General features: G+C 45.4%; 22 protein-coding genes. 5 read left to right on the top strand and 17 right to left on the bottom strand.

What is annotated here, in order from left to right; all coding sequences use genetic code 11:
- Positions 1 to 80 precede the first annotated feature (80 nt).
- From R1Y93_RS09075 to R1Y93_RS09010, 14 genes are all read right to left on the bottom strand, one after another.
- Positions 81 to 323: a hypothetical protein gene (locus R1Y93_RS09075; RefSeq protein ID WP_500822562.1), complete on the bottom strand. Its 243-nt coding sequence runs from the start codon at positions 321 to 323 to the stop codon at positions 81 to 83.
- 155 nt (positions 324 to 478) lie between these two features.
- Positions 479 to 1,438, bottom strand: a complete 960-nt coding sequence (locus tag R1Y93_RS09070) for an ABC transporter permease (protein WP_500822561.1) — start codon at positions 1,436 to 1,438, stop codon at positions 479 to 481.
- Positions 1,439 to 1,524: 86 nt separating this feature from the next.
- Positions 1,525 to 2,973, bottom strand: a complete 1,449-nt coding sequence (locus R1Y93_RS09065) for a sugar ABC transporter ATP-binding protein (protein ID WP_500822560.1) — start codon at positions 2,971 to 2,973, stop codon at positions 1,525 to 1,527.
- Positions 2,974 to 2,987: 14 nt separating this feature from the next.
- Positions 2,988 to 4,013, bottom strand: a complete 1,026-nt coding sequence (locus R1Y93_RS09060) for an ABC transporter permease (protein ID WP_500822559.1) — start codon at positions 4,011 to 4,013, stop codon at positions 2,988 to 2,990.
- A 111-nt stretch (positions 4,014 to 4,124) separates the two neighbouring features.
- Complete coding sequence (locus R1Y93_RS09055) at positions 4,125 to 5,225, bottom strand: sugar ABC transporter substrate-binding protein (RefSeq protein ID WP_173727833.1); 1,101 nt, start codon at positions 5,223 to 5,225, stop codon at positions 4,125 to 4,127.
- 246 nt (positions 5,226 to 5,471) lie between these two features.
- The gene (locus R1Y93_RS09050) at positions 5,472 to 6,308 is read right to left on the bottom strand and encodes an ROK family protein (RefSeq protein ID WP_500822558.1); all 837 of its coding nucleotides are present in this window, start codon (positions 6,306 to 6,308) and stop codon (positions 5,472 to 5,474) included.
- A 20-nt stretch (positions 6,309 to 6,328) separates the two neighbouring features.
- Positions 6,329 to 6,631: a class II fructose-bisphosphate aldolase gene (locus R1Y93_RS09045; RefSeq protein ID WP_500822557.1), complete on the bottom strand. Its 303-nt coding sequence runs from the start codon at positions 6,629 to 6,631 to the stop codon at positions 6,329 to 6,331.
- On the bottom strand, positions 6,586 to 7,302 hold the full coding sequence (locus R1Y93_RS09040) for a class II fructose-bisphosphate aldolase (RefSeq protein ID WP_500822556.1): 717 nt from the start codon (positions 7,300 to 7,302) through the stop codon (positions 6,586 to 6,588). Before R1Y93_RS09040 ends, R1Y93_RS09045 begins: the two co-directional genes overlap by 46 nt.
- 93 nt (positions 7,303 to 7,395) lie before the next feature.
- Positions 7,396 to 8,586: a diphosphate--fructose-6-phosphate 1-phosphotransferase gene (locus R1Y93_RS09035; RefSeq protein WP_500822555.1), complete on the bottom strand. Its 1,191-nt coding sequence runs from the start codon at positions 8,584 to 8,586 to the stop codon at positions 7,396 to 7,398.
- A gap of 3 nt (positions 8,587 to 8,589) precedes the next feature.
- Positions 8,590 to 8,880, bottom strand: coding sequence for a transketolase C-terminal domain-containing protein (locus tag R1Y93_RS09030; protein ID WP_500822554.1), 291 nt, complete (start codon positions 8,878 to 8,880; stop codon positions 8,590 to 8,592).
- Positions 8,844 to 8,984, bottom strand: coding sequence for a transketolase C-terminal domain-containing protein (locus tag R1Y93_RS09025; protein WP_500822553.1), 141 nt, complete (start codon positions 8,982 to 8,984; stop codon positions 8,844 to 8,846). The genes R1Y93_RS09030 and R1Y93_RS09025 overlap by 37 nt, the downstream gene beginning before the upstream one ends.
- Positions 8,947 to 9,138 (bottom strand): hypothetical protein, encoded by a 192-nt coding sequence (locus tag R1Y93_RS09020; RefSeq protein WP_500822552.1) that lies wholly within the window; start codon positions 9,136 to 9,138, stop codon positions 8,947 to 8,949. Before R1Y93_RS09020 ends, R1Y93_RS09025 begins: the two co-directional genes overlap by 38 nt.
- Positions 9,128 to 9,538: a transketolase family protein gene (locus tag R1Y93_RS09015; protein ID WP_500822551.1), complete on the bottom strand. Its 411-nt coding sequence runs from the start codon at positions 9,536 to 9,538 to the stop codon at positions 9,128 to 9,130. Before R1Y93_RS09015 ends, R1Y93_RS09020 begins: the two co-directional genes overlap by 11 nt.
- 33 nt (positions 9,539 to 9,571) lie before the next feature.
- Entirely contained in the window at positions 9,572 to 10,321 is a 750-nt protein-coding gene (locus R1Y93_RS09010; protein ID WP_500822550.1) for a transketolase, read from the bottom strand.
- Positions 10,322 to 10,669: 348 nt separating this feature from the next.
- Here R1Y93_RS09010 and deoC point away from each other — a divergent pair, with 348 nt between their 5' ends.
- From deoC to R1Y93_RS08990, 4 genes are all read left to right on the top strand, one after another.
- On the top strand, positions 10,670 to 11,323 hold the full coding sequence (gene deoC / locus R1Y93_RS09005; protein ID WP_500822549.1) for a deoxyribose-phosphate aldolase: 654 nt from the start codon (positions 10,670 to 10,672) through the stop codon (positions 11,321 to 11,323).
- 23 nt (positions 11,324 to 11,346) lie between these two features.
- Entirely contained in the window at positions 11,347 to 12,150 is an 804-nt protein-coding gene (locus tag R1Y93_RS09000; RefSeq protein ID WP_500822548.1) for a DeoR/GlpR family DNA-binding transcription regulator, read from the top strand.
- 242 nt (positions 12,151 to 12,392) lie between these two features.
- Positions 12,393 to 13,655 (top strand): ROK family protein, encoded by a 1,263-nt coding sequence (locus R1Y93_RS08995; RefSeq protein WP_500822547.1) that lies wholly within the window; start codon positions 12,393 to 12,395, stop codon positions 13,653 to 13,655.
- The gene (locus tag R1Y93_RS08990; protein ID WP_500822546.1) at positions 13,652 to 14,638 is read left to right on the top strand and encodes an N-acetylmuramoyl-L-alanine amidase family protein; all 987 of its coding nucleotides are present in this window, start codon (positions 13,652 to 13,654) and stop codon (positions 14,636 to 14,638) included. Before R1Y93_RS08995 ends, R1Y93_RS08990 begins: the two co-directional genes overlap by 4 nt.
- Before the next feature lie 98 nt (positions 14,639 to 14,736).
- On the opposite strand, the gene R1Y93_RS08985 is transcribed toward R1Y93_RS08990, so the two are convergent.
- On the bottom strand, positions 14,737 to 16,275 hold the full coding sequence (locus R1Y93_RS08985; protein WP_500822545.1) for a sodium/proline symporter: 1,539 nt from the start codon (positions 16,273 to 16,275) through the stop codon (positions 14,737 to 14,739).
- Between the two features lie 500 nt (positions 16,276 to 16,775).
- Between R1Y93_RS08985 and R1Y93_RS08980 the strand changes: the two genes are divergently transcribed.
- Positions 16,776 to 17,285, top strand: coding sequence for a hypothetical protein (locus R1Y93_RS08980; RefSeq protein WP_500822544.1), 510 nt, complete (start codon positions 16,776 to 16,778; stop codon positions 17,283 to 17,285).
- An 89-nt stretch (positions 17,286 to 17,374) separates the two neighbouring features.
- On the opposite strand, the gene R1Y93_RS08975 is transcribed toward R1Y93_RS08980, so the two are convergent.
- Both R1Y93_RS08975 and R1Y93_RS08970 read right to left on the bottom strand, forming a co-directional pair.
- Complete coding sequence (locus R1Y93_RS08975; RefSeq protein ID WP_500822543.1) at positions 17,375 to 17,989, bottom strand: NUDIX hydrolase; 615 nt, start codon at positions 17,987 to 17,989, stop codon at positions 17,375 to 17,377.
- A 20-nt stretch (positions 17,990 to 18,009) separates the two neighbouring features.
- Positions 18,010 to 18,255: a hypothetical protein gene (locus R1Y93_RS08970; protein ID WP_500822542.1), complete on the bottom strand. Its 246-nt coding sequence runs from the start codon at positions 18,253 to 18,255 to the stop codon at positions 18,010 to 18,012.
- Between the last annotated feature and the right edge of the window lie 22 nt (positions 18,256 to 18,277).

Genomic DNA, 18,277 nt, shown 5'->3' with positions numbered 1-18,277 from the left:
TTTAAAGTGGAAGTATTCCGATTCACAAAAGAGGATGGGAAGCTCTTTAACAAAGGTACTGTTCTTCAGCAGGTAATCTCCTATATCATTCTCGATCCCGCTGGTATCCCCTTCATTGGCCTCACCGGGATGGAACTGTAATCTGCCAGCTCCACATAGGAACCTGCATCAAACTGTGACAGATAAGTTGCCTTTGATTCTGAATCATCCTGCTGCTGTTCTTCCTGCCCTTCCTTTGCCTTCCCTGCTGCCGGAACCTGCACGGTTCCAAATAATGATACTGTCATAGCGCAAATGATACAAAACCGAACTTTTTTCTTCATTGCAATTCCTCCGATGTCTCAAAATCAAAAGTATTTTCCTGTCTGCTGCCGCATCCTTGCGGAGCATTGTTTTTATAATAGGAGCATCACGAAGTAATTTCCTATTGTTGAAACAAAGAGCAGGAGAAAAGACTTCTCCTGCTCTTTTAAGAAAATTATTTTACAATAATATCTCTGCCTTTAGTATCTGAATTCAGATATACGGCTACGATCAGGATGACACCAATAATAATATCTTTCCAGAGAGGATCTACTCCCATCATGTTAAGTCCTGATGTAATTGCAGTGATGGTAATAACACCAATCGTTGTACGGAGCACGCTTCCACGGCCGCCTGCCATGGATGTTCCGCCCAATGCTATGGAAGCAATGGCTGAAAGTGTAAGTGCATCACCGATGGTAGGCACCGACTGATTCCCGTTTGTATGCATACAGCTGCACCTGCCAGAGAGCTGCATGCACCGCTGACCACAAAAGCCATGATCTGGCGCTTTATCTGTATCCACACCTGCAAGCCTGGTAGAACGGATATTGGCGCCTACTGCAAAGATCGCCCTTCCGGATGGTGTATACTGCTGGAAAATATAGAGCAGGATCACTACAACGACTGCAAATAAGAAAATAATAGGGATCCCTGCGATCTTACTTGTCATCCAGCTGATTTCTTTTCTGTATTCCATTCCGACTGCCACAGAACCATTGGGACAGAAATACAAAGCGATAAATGCCCATAAGTTCTGAGTACAAAGAGTTACGATAAAGGACGGAATCTTTAATTTTGTTACGATCACACCATTCAACATGCCAAGGAGCACACCGATCACCACCATGATAGGAATGATCCAGTTGCCGAAACGGCTTACATAAAGACCTGAAATAACGCAGGTAGCAGATACCATGGCACCGGATCCCAGATCAATACCACCTGTAAAGATGATAAATGACAGGCCTCCTGCCAGCAGGATCAGCGGAGAAACCTCAACCAGAAGGTTCTGAAGGCTGTATGCACTGATAAAGGTAGGATTTAAAATTGTAAATACAAGGAATACCAGCACAATACTGATAACTACCATGTACTGTGATAAATTGGATAAACTGAATTTTTTCTGCTTCATTTCTCTTCTGCCCTCCTACATCATAAAATGTACAACTTCCTGCTGGGAAGGTTTGAAGTCTACAGGGCAGTCAAAGGATCCGCTGATCAACCGTCTCTGAAAACAATAACATTACTGGATAAACCAAGACATTCATCCAGAGTATCACCAATTACAATGATTGCATGACCGGCAGCTGTCATCTCACGTACCAGACGGTAAATCTCCTGTTTTGCACCTACATCCACACCTCTGGTAGGATGATTCAGGATCAGCACCTTACAGCCACTTTCAAGAACCCTTGCAAAAATAACTTTCTGTGCATTACCGCCGGAAAGCTGTGAAATACGTTCCTTAGGTCCGGTACATTTAATACCTGCTTCCTTGATCCATTTCAGTGCCGTCTGACGGATCTTCTTTCCGGACAGAAGGCCTTTGCTCTTCATATGCTCCCAGCTGGATATGGTAATATTGTCTTCAATAGAAAGAATGCTGACCATTCCTTCATCTCTTCGATCCTTAGGTACTGAAAGGATCCCTGCTTTCCTTGCCTGATAGGAGTTGCCGAATCTGACTTCTTTTCCCTCTATCAGGATACGTCCTTCTGTAGGTGCTACCTGTCCCACCAGACAGTTACATACATCCTCTGCACCGGATCCGTCCAGACCTGCAAGTCCAAGCACCTCTCCCTCATGAAGCTTAAAGGAAATGTGGTTAAATACACCAAAAAGACTTAAATCATCTACCTCAAGAACCACTTTATCTGATGGCACGCTCTGCTGTGCCTCCACATAAAACTCTCCTGTAGTCGCTCTTCCTACCATCTTCTCATACAGAACATCAATATTCGCTTCTGCAGTAGGAAAAACAGCTGTTTCCTCACCATCCTTAAATACGTAGATCGTATCTGTGATCGCAAGGATCTCATCCAGATGATGGGAAATAAATACAATACCATTTCCTGCTGCCTTCATCTTCCGGATCTGTACATACATCTCCTGGATCTCATCATCTGAAAGCACGGTGGTAGGCTCATCAAGAAGGATGATCGCATGTCCTTCAGCTGCTTCTGTTACAACATCCAGCACCTTGGCAATCTCAACCATCTCTCTGGTTGCCATATCAATATCACGGACCTTTTTACCAGGTTCCAGTTTAATGTCTACACGCTCCAGTGCTTTCTTTGCATCCTTGTTCATTTCTGCCCAATTTACAAGTCCTGCTTTGGAGTACTTTTTCTCACGGCCAAGGTAAATGTTCTGGGCAACTGTAAGATTTGCTACCAGGGACTGCTCCTGGAATACCATTCCGATGCCCTGCTTATTCGCATTGATAATGGATGTTGCTACATAAGGCTTACCCATGTAAAACATCTCTCCCATGGAAGGAGTCTCAACACCACTGATCAGCTTCATCAGAGTAGATTTACCGGCTCCGTTCTCACCGATCAGTCCGATTACCTCGCCGCTGTGGATCTTCATATCAATATCATGCAAAACAGTATTGGATCCATATGTTTTGCCAACGCCTTTTGTTTCAAATAAAACTTCACCCATATGTATCCCTCCGTTTACTTCACTACAGTCTTTCTGTTATGCTCTACTGTAAGCGTAACAGCGATAATAATGATAATACCCTGGATGACCTTTTTAAGGTTTGTATCAACGCCCATCAGGGTCAGCCAGTTTGCCAGCTCCGTATAGATCAGCACACCTACAAAGGTCTGAAGGGAACCGCCCTTACCGCCGCTTACGGAACCACCGCCAAGTACGATAGCTGTAACAACCGGGAACATCTGGTTCAATCCAAGGTTAGACTGTCCAAGCTTTAATCTCATACACTGAAGTACACCGGCAATCGCTGCTGTACATCCACATAAAGCGTACACCTTGATCTTGGTGCGTGTAATATTGATCCCTGTAGAAGCTGCTGCCGCTTCATTGTCACCGATTGCAAATACTGCACGACCGAATGCAGTATAGTTCATAATGATCGCTCCTATGATAAACACAGCAAATGAAATCAACGTAATGTATGGAATCCCGAAAAGCCTTCCCTGAGAAATAGCAATGAACATAGGATCCTTAACCTGAATTGGTGTACCTCTGTAGATCAACACTGCTGCGCCTGTCATAATACAACCAACTGCATAAGAAACAATAAAGCTTGCGATCCTTCCTTTTGTATGGAGGAATCCAACTACTGTACCAACTGCCAGCCCGATCAGGATAGCAATAAGCACACCGAAAATACCGAAATTATTTGAATTTGAATTATTAACAACAAGAAAAGCAACCAAAGATCCGGCAAAGCCCATATTTCCTTCAATGGAAAGGTCAATGCTTCCAAGAAGAAGGACAAAGCTCAGACCAACGGAAATTACCAGCGGAATAGACATCTGGAACATAATATTTACAATGTTCGCCCAGGAAAAAAAGTTTTTCTGGGAAATGCCTCCGATCGCAGTCATGATAACCAGCAGAATCAGGGGGGCATATCTTCTGACCTTATCCATTTTGGCATTGTCTTCTGCCTGGGTAACGAACTGCTGACTAACTGTCATTTTCTTTAATAAGTCACGCCGTTTATTATTCATAGAACATCCTCACATCCAGTTTTTAACAGATGAGGCGAAATGCGGCATGCATTTCGCCTCTCTTGTTATAATCCTATCTTGCTGCCGGAGCCCTCCGGGCAGCTTGATTATTTATTCTGCTGCTTCGTCTGCTGCTGCACCATCTTCCTGATATTTGTCGATGCAGAAGCTAAGGTCTGAATAATCATATCCAGGATCCTGTGTCTCGATGAATTTGGAGATAATGTCATCTGCGTTGTCAGCTGTTACAAGTGTAGTCTTGCAGAAGATCAGACGTTCTGCAGGATCCATACCCTCTACGTCAAGGCTGCCAAGAGCTGCCTGGATTGCGTAGGATGCGCCATAACCAGCGATGCAATATCCATCGTTTGCGTTTGTGATAACAAGATCACCGTCTTTAACTGCGTTAAGAGCTGCTTCGATACCGTCACATCCGCTGACTTTGATCTCGCCGTTCTTTCCAGCGTTCTTAAGAGCTTCAACAGCACCAAGTGCCATTGTATCGTTTGCGGAGAAGATACCTTTCAGATCCGGATAATTAACGATCCAGTTCTCTACAAGTGCCATAGCGTCTGACTGGCTCCAGCTTGCTGTCTGGCTGTCAACTACTTCGATGTCCGGATAATCCTTTAATGCTTCCTCAAATGCTGCATGTCTGTTGGTAGCGGAGTCATCACCAAGAAGTCCCTGAAGCTCTGCAACCTGGCCTTCACCACCGATAGCCTCGAACAGTGCAGAAGCGGTAGCTTTACCGATTGCCATATCATCCAGCATCAGAGATGCTACAAAGTGAGGATAATCTGCCGGATAAAGGCCCTCAGCCCTGTGTGCAAGGATGGATACATAAACGCCTGCATCTTCACATGTCTCAGCAATATTTACTGTGTTTGCTGTAGAAGAAGGGTCAACTACGAAGATTGCCTTGTCACCATACTGTGCAATATAGTCCTTGATTCCCTGAATCTGTTTGTTGTCATCGCTATCGCAGGTAAGGATATCTGCCTCAACTCCGTAATACTCTGCTGCCAGCTGAGCTCCCTTAGCTTCCTGTGCCCAATACTCATTATCCATAGAATGGATGCAGATTGCCAGATGATACTCGGATGGATCAACACCTTCCGGAGCTGTGAAGCCTGCTGCTGATACTGTAGAAGCAGTAGCTCCCATTAACATTGTTGCTGCTAACATTGTTGCCAATACCTTCTTGCTCATAAAAAATACCCTCCTTATTTTTGCTACGGCATCTTGTATGTCGTTGCCTTTGATGTTTATATCTTAATTCATTTAATTAATAATGTCAACAAACTTTTAAATTCATTTAGCTATTTTGTCGAATATCACAATTAATCACATCGGATTTTATTCACATTCAACAAAAACAGTTACTTGAGTGCAGTGCATGCATTGAGAGCCGCTCCGATCACCCCTGCTTCTGCATCTGGTGACGCAGGGACGATCCTAAGGGAAGCCCGAGGCTCCGGTGTCCGCAGGTTTTCTTTTACATTCCGGATAAAGTACTCCATAGGGAAGCCCAGGCATCTGTGTCACACCACCGCCAAGCACAACACACACAGGATCCAGGATCGTTACCTCTGTAGCTGTGGCAAGGGCACACATACGCACCACATCCAGCACATCCGGCTGATCCCCGTACTTTACAAAGATGTCAGAAACCTGACACTTATAATGCTCCCTGGCAATCTCTGCCAGTACTTTCCCGCAGGCACGCAGTTCAATGCATCCTTTTTTCCCGCAGCCACACATCTTTTCAAGACCGTCCACAGGAATATGTCCCAGCTCACAGGATGAGCCGGTATAGCCTTTATATACCTTTCCATCAATGCTCATGGCGTTTCCAAGGCCAGTGCCAATGTACACGCCGATCACGATCCCTTCCTGCCCCATATGGTTCTTCCACAGATCATACAAAAGAGAGGTATTCACATCCCGCTCCATTATCACCGGAAGCCCCCACAGGCCTTCCAGAATTGCTTTCAGCGGAAGATTATCAAAGCCCTGGATATTCGGGGAATTATAGCATATGGTCCGGTCCAGGTTCATCAGGGAAGCAAGAGAAAGGGAAATGCACATAAAGTTTGAAACTCCCCCGTTCTCTTCCAGCACCGGATCCAGCAACTGCTTCAAATATTCCCCCTTATCCCTGGCATCTGACAGTCCTTTGGAAGGAATCTTGTCAAACTGCTTCAATGTATAGTCCTTTGTCACCACTCCATACCGCAGATTGGTGCCTCCGATTTCCACACAAAGAAAAAACTTTTCATCCATATCCTTCATACTTCACACCTGTCCTAAATTTATGCCCGGTCTGCACTTCCCATAATATCGATCTTATGGAGATACAGTTCCTTCATCAGCGGGCGGATCTTTAAAGTAAACGCACGGCTGTCAATCGCTCCCGGTTCTTCATCCAGGATACGTCTGGTATTTGCCAGCCCACAAATCCATCCGTCTGTAGCAATATTAACCTTGCACACAGCAAGCTTGGACGCCTTGCGTACCTGATCATCAGGGATACCCACTGTCTTTTCAATATGTCCTCCATGCTCATTGATCATATCCACATATTTCTGGGAAATATTGGAGCATCCATGAAGCACGATGGGGAAGCCAGGTTCCTTGTCGAAATATACTGAAGGATATCATAACGAAGTTCCGGCAGGGTTCCGTCTTCATTGGGAACCATTTTCACCAGTCCATGGCAGGTTCCTATGGAGATTGCCAGACTGTCACACCCGGAACGGCGGATAAAATCTACTGCCATTTCCGGATCCGTATACATACTTTCATCTGTACCTTCGGTTCCATCCTCCTCCTTTCCTTTTAATATGCCAAGCTCTGCCTCTACTGTAACACCATGTGCATGGGCATATTCCACCACCTTTTTGGTCAGTGCAATATTCTCCTCAAAAGGCAGCTTGCTTCCATCGATCATAACGGATGAAAAGCCTCCTTCAATGGCCATCACGCACTGTTCATAGGTCATGCCATGATCCAGATGAAGGGCTACCGGAATCTGTAATCCGGCCTCTTTGATCCGGTCTGTTGCTACCTGGGCAAGCCTTGCAGTCATCTCATGTCCCAGCTGACGGTGAAGATTAGGTGATACCAGCAGGATCACAGGAGATTTCTTCTCGATCACTGCATCGATCATTCCATTCAGCTGTTCAATGGTTACAAAATTTAAAGCCGGGACTGCATAGCCTTCACGATACGCCTTTGCAAACATCTCTTTCGTATTTACAAGCCCCAGTTCCTGATAAGTGTACATTGCTGTTTCCTCCTTGTTTTGGTCATATACTTCAGACAGGCCTGCTCGTCCAGGCTGTCCTGATTCTGTCTTTATTCAGTTTCTGTTCCTGTTTTAATAGCTGATCCCGTCCAGCTTCACGTACTCTGGTAAATCACCGATCAGCGGAAGGATATACTCCATATAAGCTTCTTTGATCTGATGGCGGTTATCCTCCAGGTAGGACAGATCCATCACTCTTTCCACATCTGCCACCTGGTTCAGATCCAGCGTCTGTATCTCGGTCCTGTATGGGCTGCTGCTGATCCTGGTAAGTGTAACCATCTTCCCACTTTCTCCGGCAAAAGCACGCTTCACAGCTTCGCTTCCAAGCTGCTGTGCCTCTGTTTTGTCAATCTCAGAAGCGTCATGTGCGCCACACCTTTGCATTAATCCCAGATCAATGCAGCGGATCTTGCAGGTAAAGTGTTTCCGCAGAAGATGATTCAGGTAAGGGGTGATCCCTCCCATATTTTTGGACGGATCATCTGCTTTATTAACGGTAGTATCCTCAAAAAGATATCTGCCGTCTGCTGTCTTGACTCCTTCTGCCACTACTGCAAAGCATTTGCCTTTTTTCTGTACAACCTGGGCCACATCATTTACAAACTGTTCCGGGTCAAAAACCACTTCCGGTACATAGATCAGATCCGGTCCCCATCCGGTTTTCCCGGCTGCGGTTGCAGCTGCAGCCAGATATCCTGTATTACGCCCCATCACTTCCACTGCCATGATCAGATCTGTATCGTAGGTATACATATCATGAACCAGTTCTGATATGGTGATCACAGTATGACGGGCAGCTGATGGAAAACCAGGTGCATGATCCACAATGGCAATATCGTTATCCACTGTCTTAGGGATCACCATCAAACAACATGGATAACCGGCTTTTTTCAGATGCTCGCACAAACGGTGGCCTGCAGCTACAGAACCATTGCCGCCATTAATAAAAATATAATAGATCTGATATTTTTTCAGAGTTGCAAGAATCCGGTCATAATCCTCTGTGGTATCCTCCCGCACTGTATATCTGCAGGAGCCAAAAGCCATGGACGGTGTATTTCGTAAACGCAAAAGCTGCATTTCATCCATATCTGTACAATCATACAAATGATCATGAAGCAGGCCGTCAATCCCATGAAGGCTTGCGTACAGCTTTCCGCCTTTTTCCAGAAGCTCCTGGCATTCCCGGATCACACCGGCGGCAGAACAGTTGATCACTGCCGTAGGTCCTCCGGATTGTATATACAAAGCATTTCTCATGTGTCAATCTCCCAGGCCTTTCTTCTTTTTCAAAATCACTTCTCTAACTGCCTTTTCTATGTATTCTGCTGAAATCCCAAACTTATCTGCCAGGAATTTTTTATTTCCAACCTCGCCAAAGGTATCCGGTACTCCCACTCTGCTAAAGGCAGCATGACAGTTCTCTGCAAGCACCTCTGCCACTGCGCTGCCAAGTCCGCCATAAATATTATGGTTCTCTGCAGTCAGGATCGCCCCTGTTTCCCTGGCGCAGCGGATCACAAGCTCCTGATCCAAAGGTTTGATGGTAAACATATCTCCACACGCACCTGGATATTTTCTTTTGCCAGATTCTCAGCAGCTTCCAGTGCATAACCAACTTCAATCCCGCAGGCGATCACTGTAGCATTCTGTACCATCCCTTACGATGTTTCCTTTGCCAATCCGAAATTCTTCTGTACCGGAATAGTAAGCGGTCTTTCCTTTTCTTGGAAAGCGCAGATACATCACACCATAGGTATTTGCCATTTTCTTCAGGATCTCCTGGAGAAGATATGGCTCGTCAATATCCATAATGGTCATCCCAGGGAAAAGATCTGTAGATCCCCACATCCTCAAATGGCATATGGGTACCACCGTTAGTTTCTGCGGTGATCCCAGGGTCTGAACCTATGATCTTCAGATTCGCCTTATTGTAGCAGCCTGATAAAAAGGTCTGGTCTGCACATCTTCGGGAAGCAAAGGGCCCAAAACTGTGTACAAATGGGATCTTACCTTTTATGGACATCCCGGCAGCTACGCCGATCATATTGGCTTCCATGATCCCCATATCAAAGGCCTGCTGCGGAAACTCCTGAAACAGTCCGGCTGTTCCCATGGCTCCTGCCAGATCCGCATCCAGATATACCACCTGGGGATTTTCATCCATCATTTCTGCCATTGTTTTATAAAAAACCTTTCTCAGCTCCTCCACAGTTACGCCTCCTCCTTTTCTTTCAGCCTTCTGTCAAGCTCCTGATAGAAATCCGGCAGATTTTCTTTCTTCAGCTTCTGTGGAATGGCAGTTCGCCATCTCCTCATAATAACGGATGCCGGCTCCCTTCACTGTATGTAAAAGAATCACGGAAGGTTTGTCCTTCACTGCTTTTGCTTCCTGAATCGCCTGATAGATCTGTCCGGTGTCATTTCCATCCTGAACAGAAACCACATGATAGCCAAAGGCCCTGAACTTATCCTCAATACTGCCAAGACAGCACACCTGGTCTGTAGTTCCATCCAGCTGTTTGCCATTCACATCTACAAAAGTGATCAGATGATCCAGCTTGTGATGTGCTGCAAATAATGCAGACTCCCACACCTGGCCCTCATCCAGTTCTCCATCTCCCAAAATCATATATACATAAGAAGTTTTCCCATCAAGCTTGTCTGCCAGTGCTGCCCCTGCTGCCAGGGATGCCCCCTGTCCAAGAGAGCCTGTAGAAATATCCACCCCAGGCGTTTTCAGCCGGTCTGTATGGCTTGGAAGAATGGTATTTCCTTTGTTCAGCGTATCCAAAGCCTCTTCCGGAAAAAAGCCTTTGGCAGCCAGCACTGCATACATAGCCGGCCCGCAATGTCCTTTGGACATAACTACAAAATCCCGGTCTGCTTTACCCGGGTCTGTCGGATCTACTTTTGCCACTCCGCTGTAAAGGACTGCAAAAGTGTCTGCAATGGAAAGAGATCCGCCTATATGGCCCTTCCCCTTCGGATGCAATGGCCCTTAAAATATTCTTCTGATTTTGACTGCCAGACGATCTGCCTGCACTTTGTCAAAACTCATATATATCCCCCTTCCTGTCCTGGTTGCTTTGTTTTGATTGTTTTTGATTGTTTTATCGTTTTTCCTTTTTAGATATTAACATAAAGCCTGTTGAATTTCAATATATTTTTAGTTTTTTGTTCATTCTTTTTATATATTATATGTTATCGCTCAATTTCGCTCATTTTTAATTGACGAATCGCTCATCATAGTATATAATGATCGTAGTGAGATTGCAAAGCGCGAAGCAATCCGTATAAATAATAATTAAGATGATTTCTTTGTAAAGGAAAGGAGTATTACATGACACACAGCGAAGTATTAAAAATGGTGAGCCACACATTACTGGCACAGACAGCCACCTGGGAGGAGATCCGTCAGATCTGCGACGACGGGCTTCGTTACGGCACAGCTTCCGTATGTATTCCCCCCTGTTATGTTGCTGCAGCAGCAGAGTATGTACAGGGCAAGCTTCCTATCTGTACAGTGATCGGTTTTCCAAACGGCAACCACACCACAGAGGCTAAGATCTATGAAGCCAAGGATGCCATTGCAAATGGTGCATCCGAGCTGGATATGGTGATCAATATTGGTGCATTAAAGGCTAAAAATTACGCTTATGTGCAAAATGAAATTGAAAAACTAAAAGAAGTATGTGATAATAAAATATTGAAAGTAATTATTGAAACCTGTCTGTTAAATGAAGAAGAAAAGATCAAAATGTGTGAGATCGTCACTCAGGCAAAGGCAGATTTTATCAAAACCTCCACCGGTTTCTCAACTGGCGGCGCTACCTTTGACGACATCGCACTCTTTGCAAAATATGTTGGACCAGATGTTAAGATCAAAGCTGCCGGAGGCATTTCCTCTTTTGATGATGCAGAGAAATTTATTTCCCTTGGTGCTTCCAGGCTGGGCACAAGCAGGCTGGTAAAAATAGAAAAATCCCTTTCCTGACGGGATATATAATGGAGATGTTTATGCTAGCTACGGAACGTAAGAAATTAATATTGGATTATCTTGACCAGAATCATACTGCAGCCACGCAGACACTTTGCAATCTTACAGGTGCTTCCCTTGCCACCACCAGAAGGGATCTTGCACAGCTTGAGGAGAAGGGTCTTCTTACGCGTACACATGGCGGTGCACAGAAGCCGGAGCAGTCTGCTATCGACAAAAAGGACGAATCCAATTATTTCCAGGTTTTCTCCTCAATCAAAATGGCAGATGACCAGTTTGAGTGCAAGAATGCCATTGCCCAGAAGTCCATTGACCTTATCCATTCCGGGGATATCCTTTTTGTAGGAGCCGGTTTTACAGGTTCTCTTCTCTGCCGTCACCTGAACAAAAGCGACAAGAAGGGGATCACAGTTGTTACCACCAACATTACCGGTGCACTGGAGCTTGCTTCCAATCATGATATCGGTGTTTTTCTCCTTGGAGGCAATATCCATCTTGGAAGCAACCATATTGAAACCCTGGACGAATCCATCATACAGAATCTTCGGAAGCTGTATTTTGACAAGTTGTTTTTCACTATTGACGGTGCTGACCTGGAATACGGTTACTCCATCACCAACCGGGCACAGCTTCCACTGTATAATTATCTCCTTCAGAATGTGAAAGATATTTACATGCTGCTGAATGAATCCAAGTTCAACAAACGGGCGTTTACCCATTTGTGCAGCCTGGACAGTATTCCCAATGTGATCACCAATGGGAATGCGCCTTCCCAGTACATTGAGTATTTTAAAGAGCATGATGTGAATGTATATTTCGCATAAATTCCTATGACCGTTTTTTTCCTGCCGGATCATCTCCTTTGATGGTCCGGCTGTTTTTGTCTTGCATCTATCTTTTTTTTACTATATAATATAATTGAATTAAGTAATAAATTGAACTAATAATTTTATTTAGGGTTGTTATTCATCTGAACACTGTATTAACCCATTATGTTTTGGGTGTGGGAACGATAAAATCCAGATTACAGTGTTCATCCTATAAAATATTCTGAGAGGTATGACTGATGAAAGAAACCATGCGAGGCCTGAACCAGGGAAATATCCAGAATCTGAACCGCAGCCTTTTGCTGAATCTTCTGCGGCGTGAAAAGGTATGTGCCAGAACCACATTAGCAGAACATTCTGGTCTAAAGCAGGCGACGGTTACACATATTATCAATGACTTTATGAACTGGAATCTTGTAAAGGAAGTAGGATTGCTCACCGGCGTGAAGGGGCGCCGCTCCATTGCCATCTCCCTGAACACAGAGGATCTTGCGGTAGCCGGGATCCGGATCGCCAGACAGAATTTCTCTGTAGGGCTTTTCAATCTGTACGGAGAAGCCGTTACGATCCGCAGAACCAGTATTAAGCACGGACAAAATGCCAGGGAGATCATGGACATGGTGTTCCATGCAATGGACAAAATGATCAGGCAATTTCCAGATAAAAAGATCCTTGCACTGGGGCTTGCCATCCCCGGCCCTTACAACCGTGTGAAAGGCCGGATTTCTGTTGTTACCGAAGTGGAAGGATGGGCAGACATTCCGCTGAAGGATGAATTTATGGAACATTACAAGATCCAGGTGATCATTGAAGAGCATGCCAATGCAGCTGCACTGGCTCAGTTCTGGTATAGTAAAGAGACGAATAATACTGATGTGCTGGTATATGTTGCTTTTGCCCAGGGTGTTGGCGCCGGCATCGTGAACAACGGCGCCCTGCTGACAGGGTCTACCGGTGCTGCAGGTGAGATTGGACATACCACCATTGATATCCACGGCCCCAGATGCTCCTGTGGGAATTACGGCTGTCTGGAAGGCTACTGCTCTTCCATTACCTTTGTAAAAAAGCTGAATGAAGCCTTTGGCAAAAAAGGTGAGCTTACTTTCTCAGATGCTGTTCTGCTGGTAAGAAAAAAAGATCCCACCGCAGTAAAGCTTTATATGGAAATGTGTGATTACCTGTCTATCGGCATTATTAATGTGATCAACAGCTTTAACCCAAGAGCCATCGTGATCGGAGATGAAATGGCTCATGTGAACCCCACCCTGATGCTGGAACGGGTGATCTCTAATGTACAGAAAAGAGTGGTTCCCCAGACAATGGAAACCACCTCCATCCGATTAAGCTCTTATAAGCAGGACTCTATGGTTTATGGCGCTGCCATCATTGCCATCAACGATATATTCCAAAATCCTGCATACTATTTTGATCCGGAGCAAGATCCACAAGACACAGATGGCGCACTGCACAGCCACTTCCGAAATGTGCGTTTTTCCTTATGAAAACAGTAAGAAAATTTTCCCCGCTATTTATCCTGCTGCTTGTGCTGACCCTTTTACTAAGCCCTGATGTCCCGGGCAATGCCTCAGTACTTCCTGGAGCCATGCAGGTTCAGGCAGCCGGTTTTACAGGCTGGAAAGCAAACCGCACAGGGAAATATTATTATCAAAACGGCAAAAAACTGAAAGGTCTTCGCAGGATCAGGAATGCCTATTATGCCTTTGATTCCAGCGGAAGGATGCTTACAGGCTGGCAATACATCCGTGGACATTACCGCTATTTCGGACGCCAGACCGGAAAGATGCGTGCAAATGTGACTGTCCAGGGACGCAAGATCGATGCCCAAGGGATCTGGACTCCTGTAGTTGTGCTGGATCCAGGGCATTCCGGTGTAACTGCACAGGGAACCGAGCCTTTAGGTCCAGGCTCCCCAGAGCAAAAAGCCAGGGATAATCCAGGCACACAGGGTATAGCCACTGGGGTACCTGAATACCAGCTGACCCTGACAGTAGCCAAAAAGCTATCCATTCTTCTAAAGAAACAGGGCTGCAAGGTCTTCCTTACCAGAACTGACCATAAGACAGCCAAAAGCTGCAGACAGCGTGCTGCCTTTGCCAATGGTAAAAAAGCAGATGCCTATATCCGGATCCACGCAAACAGCTTCACCTCCCAGCAGGCAGCAGGCGCACGTACTGTGTGCGTGACAGCTGCCAATCCTTATCTTACCTCAAAACAGATAAAAAGCAGCTATTCTCTTTCAGAGGCTGTTCTTAATGCCTATGTAAAGAGTACCGGCTGCTTTAAAGAAAAGGTATGGGAAACAGACACTATGACCGGCAATAACTGGAGCAAGGTTCCCACTACCCTGATCGAACTTGGATATATGTCAAACCCTGCGGAAGACCGTCTGATGCAGACTGCTGCTTACCAGCAGAAAATGATCCGCGGGATTTCAAAGGGCATCCGTATATTTTTCCTGAAATAGAAAAGGTATCGCCAAACCATCCCATCAGATGATTAAGCGATACCTTTTTTTTACCACTTCAAACTCTTTTAAATCTGTTACTGTATGTTTTCACTTTCTTACAGGTCAGTTTTTTTCTTTGCAAGCTCAAACTCTGCTTCAATCTCAGCAGATGGTTTCTTTGTAAGAAGACTGACTACCACGATCATCAATGTTCCAACCAGAAATGCAGGAAGCAGCTCATAAATCCCCCAGACACCGCCCATTGGCCGGATCAGGTATTTCCATACAAAAACCATAACTCCGCCGGAAATCATACCTGCCACTGCTCCAGGGAAAGTTGCGCGCTTCCAGAACAGGGCACACATCACTACCGGACCAAAGGCTGCACCAAAGCCTGCCCAGGCAAAGGATACAATACCGAATACAGAGCTGTCCGGATTCTTTGCAAGAAACAGGCCAAGAACTGCGATCACAATAACTGTTGTCCTTGCAGCGATCATACTTGCCTTCTGGGACAGCTTCAGATGAAAAGCTTCCTGAAGCAGGTTCTGGGAAACACTGGAGGATGCTGCCAGAAGCTGGGAATCTGCTGTGGACATGGTACTTGCCAGAATACCGGAAAGGATCAGTCCGGCAAGCAGAGCCGGGATAATCCCATAACCGGATAACAGGTCAGAAATCCTGACAATGATGGTCTCTGTATCTGCTCCGTGAAGTGTATCAAGGATACCTTTGCTGCTTAATGCACGTCCTGCAATACCGATCACAACAACCAGTGCCATGGAAATGGAAACCCATACGGAAGCAACCCTTCTGGAAAGCTTCAGCTTTTTCTCATCCTCAATGGCCATGAAGCGAAGCAGGAAATGAGGCATTCCGAAATATCCCAGTCCCCAGGAAACAGTAGTAATAATATGTAAAAGTGTATAAGGTTCGCTGGTTCCAGTCTCTTCCAGATATGTGCTTCCAAAGGAAAGATATCCTGGAAGGGATTTGGCATTGTCAAGCACTGCGCCAATACCGCCTGCCTGTACAGTAGCAAAAATAAGAACTGTCATAATAGCCACCGTCATAATGATGCTCTGGATCAGGTCTGTGATGGATGCTGCCAGAAAACCGCCGGTAGCTGTATATCCTACGATCACAAGAGCTGAGATCACCATTGCGGTCATATAATCCATGCCGAACAAGGATGAGAAAAGCTTGCCGCAGCCGGCAAAGCCTGCTGCTGTATATGGTACAAAAAAGATAATGATCACCACTGCTGCAATGGCTGCCAGAATACTTCTCTTATCATGGAATCTGTTTGAGAAAAACTGTGGAAGTGTAATGGAGCCGGTAATCTGGGAATATCTGCGGATCCTTCTTGCTACCAGTAGCCACGCCAGATAGGTACCTGCTGCCAGACCGATAATGGTCCAGCCTACATCAGCCACACCGGACAGATATGCCAGTCCAGGAAGTCCCATTACCAGATAACTGGACATATCTGAGGCTTCTGCACTCATGGCGGTTACAAAAGGTCCAAGCTTTCTTCCTCCAAGGAAGAAGTCGGATGTGGAAGCTGTCTTCTTGGCACAGTAAAATCCAATGGCCAGCATCCCCAGAAGATACAGAAAAATCGTGATCAAAATACAAATGGTTGCCTGTGTCATAATAACTCCTCTTTCTTTTCCATATTTTGGTGTTTTGACACCAAATCTTCAAGTCGAGCAGCCGCGAGACTTGGCGCGTGATTCTGGTCAGCGTAAGCTGACATATTCTTTACAGAATCACTGCGCATCCTCGCGGAGCGTTTATCTCAGTCGGAGATTGGACTCCCACTGAGACGAACTTGCTGTTACTCACCACATGAAAGAGGTGGGAGTCTTCTCGACTGAGATAAAATTTATTTTTCATTTTAGCACGATTCTGTACGTATGAAAAGCACTTTTTTACTGCATTACAGGAAAATTTTCATATTTTAATGCAAGAAAGTGTTTGCGTAAAGGTATTCAAAGGTGTTTTTATGCATCTGCACACTACAAATTTTATTCTGTTTATGATATAATCCAGAAATAAAACAGACACCGCCGGAAGCATATTTTAAGTGCCCGGCATAAAAAACATTTCAGATATGGATTTCCTTCTGAAGCCTGTGAAAAGGAGTGTTTCCATGAGACGACATACAGATGAGATAAAGATAGCAGTAAGTGCAGCACTGTTCTGCGGTGTTATGCTTCTGATCTACGTGGTAGTTCCCCAGAGCATACGGATCCCTACTGCCACCACTACATTAAAAGAAGCCCCGGCAACAGCTGCCGAGGCCGAAGCTGCCACTGGCAGCACATCCTCCGGATCGGATTTCCCGATCTATAACCAGGAAAGCAATTATCAGGACAATCCCTCAGGTGAGGATACTTCCACAGATAATACTTATACCCCTGACACACCATCCAATGAACCGGATAACTCCAATCCGGATGGCGCTTCTGATGAAGTGATCGACGATACTGTAACAGGAGATGATACCTCTGAGGATACGCCCCCTGCTGATGATCCTTCCGGCGGCGTAGATACCTCCGGCGATATCAGCACTCCGGATACCCCAGGCGATACATCTGGTGATACATCCGGTGACGCATCTGCAGATGATAATGTGATCGACGACTATGCAGAATATTAATGATCACAACTACAGAAAAGTCATTCACCCTCCTGTGCCTGCACAAAGTTAAGTGAATGACTTTAAAATTAAAATATATCTGATCAGTTTTATTTCAAAACCTCCAGGAAGTCAAAGGGCTTCTCATCCTTCAGAAAATGCATCAGCATATACGCACACATGATGGATACCCTTTCTTCCAGGAGGATTCTTTTAACTTCTTCCCGGTCTGCAAGCACCACCTGGATCTCCTCTGAAGCCTCCTGGGCATCTGTACTCACTGTGCCGCTGGCATATCCGTAGACTGCTGCACAGGATTCATCTGACATCCCTACAGAAGTAAAATAAGGCTTCTGATATGCCTCATCTACTTTCAAAGGCGTAAGGGTCAGGCCTGTCTCTTCACAAAGCTCACGTACTGCACTGTCATGGTAGTCTTCGCCCTTTTCCACCAGCCCGGCTGGAAATTCATAAGCATAGGTACCGATGGGATACCGATACTGCCGGATCAGTACAACCTTGTCCTTTTTCTCCCCATAAAGGCTGTAAATGATCACTCCATCCGGAGGATTCTCACCTGTGGAAAGCTTCATTTCCTTTTCGGACTTTGCCCTGGATGCCACAAAATAATCCACAGGTGTATTATGTATACTGGTTGCCTTTACATTGTAAAGATTCAGATATGCATTATCTGTCAGCTTCCTGACCTGGTTGATCTTGCCCATAATGACCTCTTTTCCCTGTATCAGTCACCTCGGAGAACCACACGGATCCTCTTATAAACAAAGAATACGATCACTGATACAATAGTATATTTCACTAAGTTAAAGGGAACAATGATCAGCGCTACAAAGCCCAGAAGGCTGTTGACAGAGCTGTGTACAGCAGTTCCCATCTCCACGAAAGCCTGTACCGGCATACCAAATGCCTTACCGTAAGCTGGAAGCAGTACAAATGCATTAGCAAAGCATGCCAGGATCGTTGTCAGCACTGTGCCTGCCACTCACTTCGAC

The organism is Blautia sp. HA3515 (assembly GCF_059933065.1).
The sequence above is the reverse complement of the archived record's forward strand: the minus strand, read 5'-3'. Positions and strand labels throughout refer to the sequence as shown.

Bases quoted from the DNA above. Each gene is read 5' to 3' on its own strand.
- R1Y93_RS08990 (WP_500822546.1), top strand. From the start codon at position 13,652: ATGAAAACAGTAAGAAAATTTTCCCCGCTATTTATCCTGCTGCTTGTG.
- R1Y93_RS09075 (WP_500822562.1), bottom strand. From the start codon at position 323: ATGAAGAAAAAAGTTCGGTTTTGTATCATTTGCGCTATGACAGTATCA.
- deoC (WP_500822549.1), top strand. From the start codon at position 10,670: ATGACACACAGCGAAGTATTAAAAATGGTGAGCCACACATTACTGGCA.
- R1Y93_RS09040 (WP_500822556.1), bottom strand. From the start codon at position 7,302: ATGTACACTTATCAGGAACTGGGGCTTGTAAATACGAAAGAGATGTTT.
- R1Y93_RS09030 (WP_500822554.1), bottom strand. From the start codon at position 8,880: ATGTTTACCATCAAACCTTTGGATCAGGAGCTTGTGATCCGCTGCGCC.
- R1Y93_RS09055 (WP_173727833.1), bottom strand. From the start codon at position 5,225: ATGAGCAAGAAGGTATTGGCAACAATGTTAGCAGCAACAATGTTAATG.
- R1Y93_RS08995 (WP_500822547.1), top strand. From the start codon at position 12,393: ATGAAAGAAACCATGCGAGGCCTGAACCAGGGAAATATCCAGAATCTG.
- R1Y93_RS08985 (WP_500822545.1), bottom strand. From the start codon at position 16,275: ATGACACAGGCAACCATTTGTATTTTGATCACGATTTTTCTGTATCTT.
- R1Y93_RS09065 (WP_500822560.1), bottom strand. From the start codon at position 2,973: ATGGGTGAAGTTTTATTTGAAACAAAAGGCGTTGGCAAAACATATGGA.
- R1Y93_RS09025 (WP_500822553.1), bottom strand. From the start codon at position 8,984: ATGGTACAGAATGCTACAGTGATCGCCTGCGGGATTGAAGTTGGTTAT.
- R1Y93_RS09020 (WP_500822552.1), bottom strand. From the start codon at position 9,138: ATGGATATTGACGAGCCATATCTTCTCCAGGAGATCCTGAAGAAAATG.
- R1Y93_RS09000 (WP_500822548.1), top strand. From the start codon at position 11,347: ATGCTAGCTACGGAACGTAAGAAATTAATATTGGATTATCTTGACCAG.
- R1Y93_RS09060 (WP_500822559.1), bottom strand. From the start codon at position 4,013: ATGAATAATAAACGGCGTGACTTATTAAAGAAAATGACAGTTAGTCAG.
- R1Y93_RS08975 (WP_500822543.1), bottom strand. From the start codon at position 17,989: ATGGGCAAGATCAACCAGGTCAGGAAGCTGACAGATAATGCATATCTG.
- R1Y93_RS09050 (WP_500822558.1), bottom strand. From the start codon at position 6,308: ATGAAGGATATGGATGAAAAGTTTTTTCTTTGTGTGGAAATCGGAGGC.
- R1Y93_RS08980 (WP_500822544.1), top strand. From the start codon at position 16,776: ATGAGACGACATACAGATGAGATAAAGATAGCAGTAAGTGCAGCACTG.
- R1Y93_RS09070 (WP_500822561.1), bottom strand. From the start codon at position 1,438: ATGAAGCAGAAAAAATTCAGTTTATCCAATTTATCACAGTACATGGTA.
- R1Y93_RS09035 (WP_500822555.1), bottom strand. From the start codon at position 8,586: ATGAGAAATGCTTTGTATATACAATCCGGAGGACCTACGGCAGTGATC.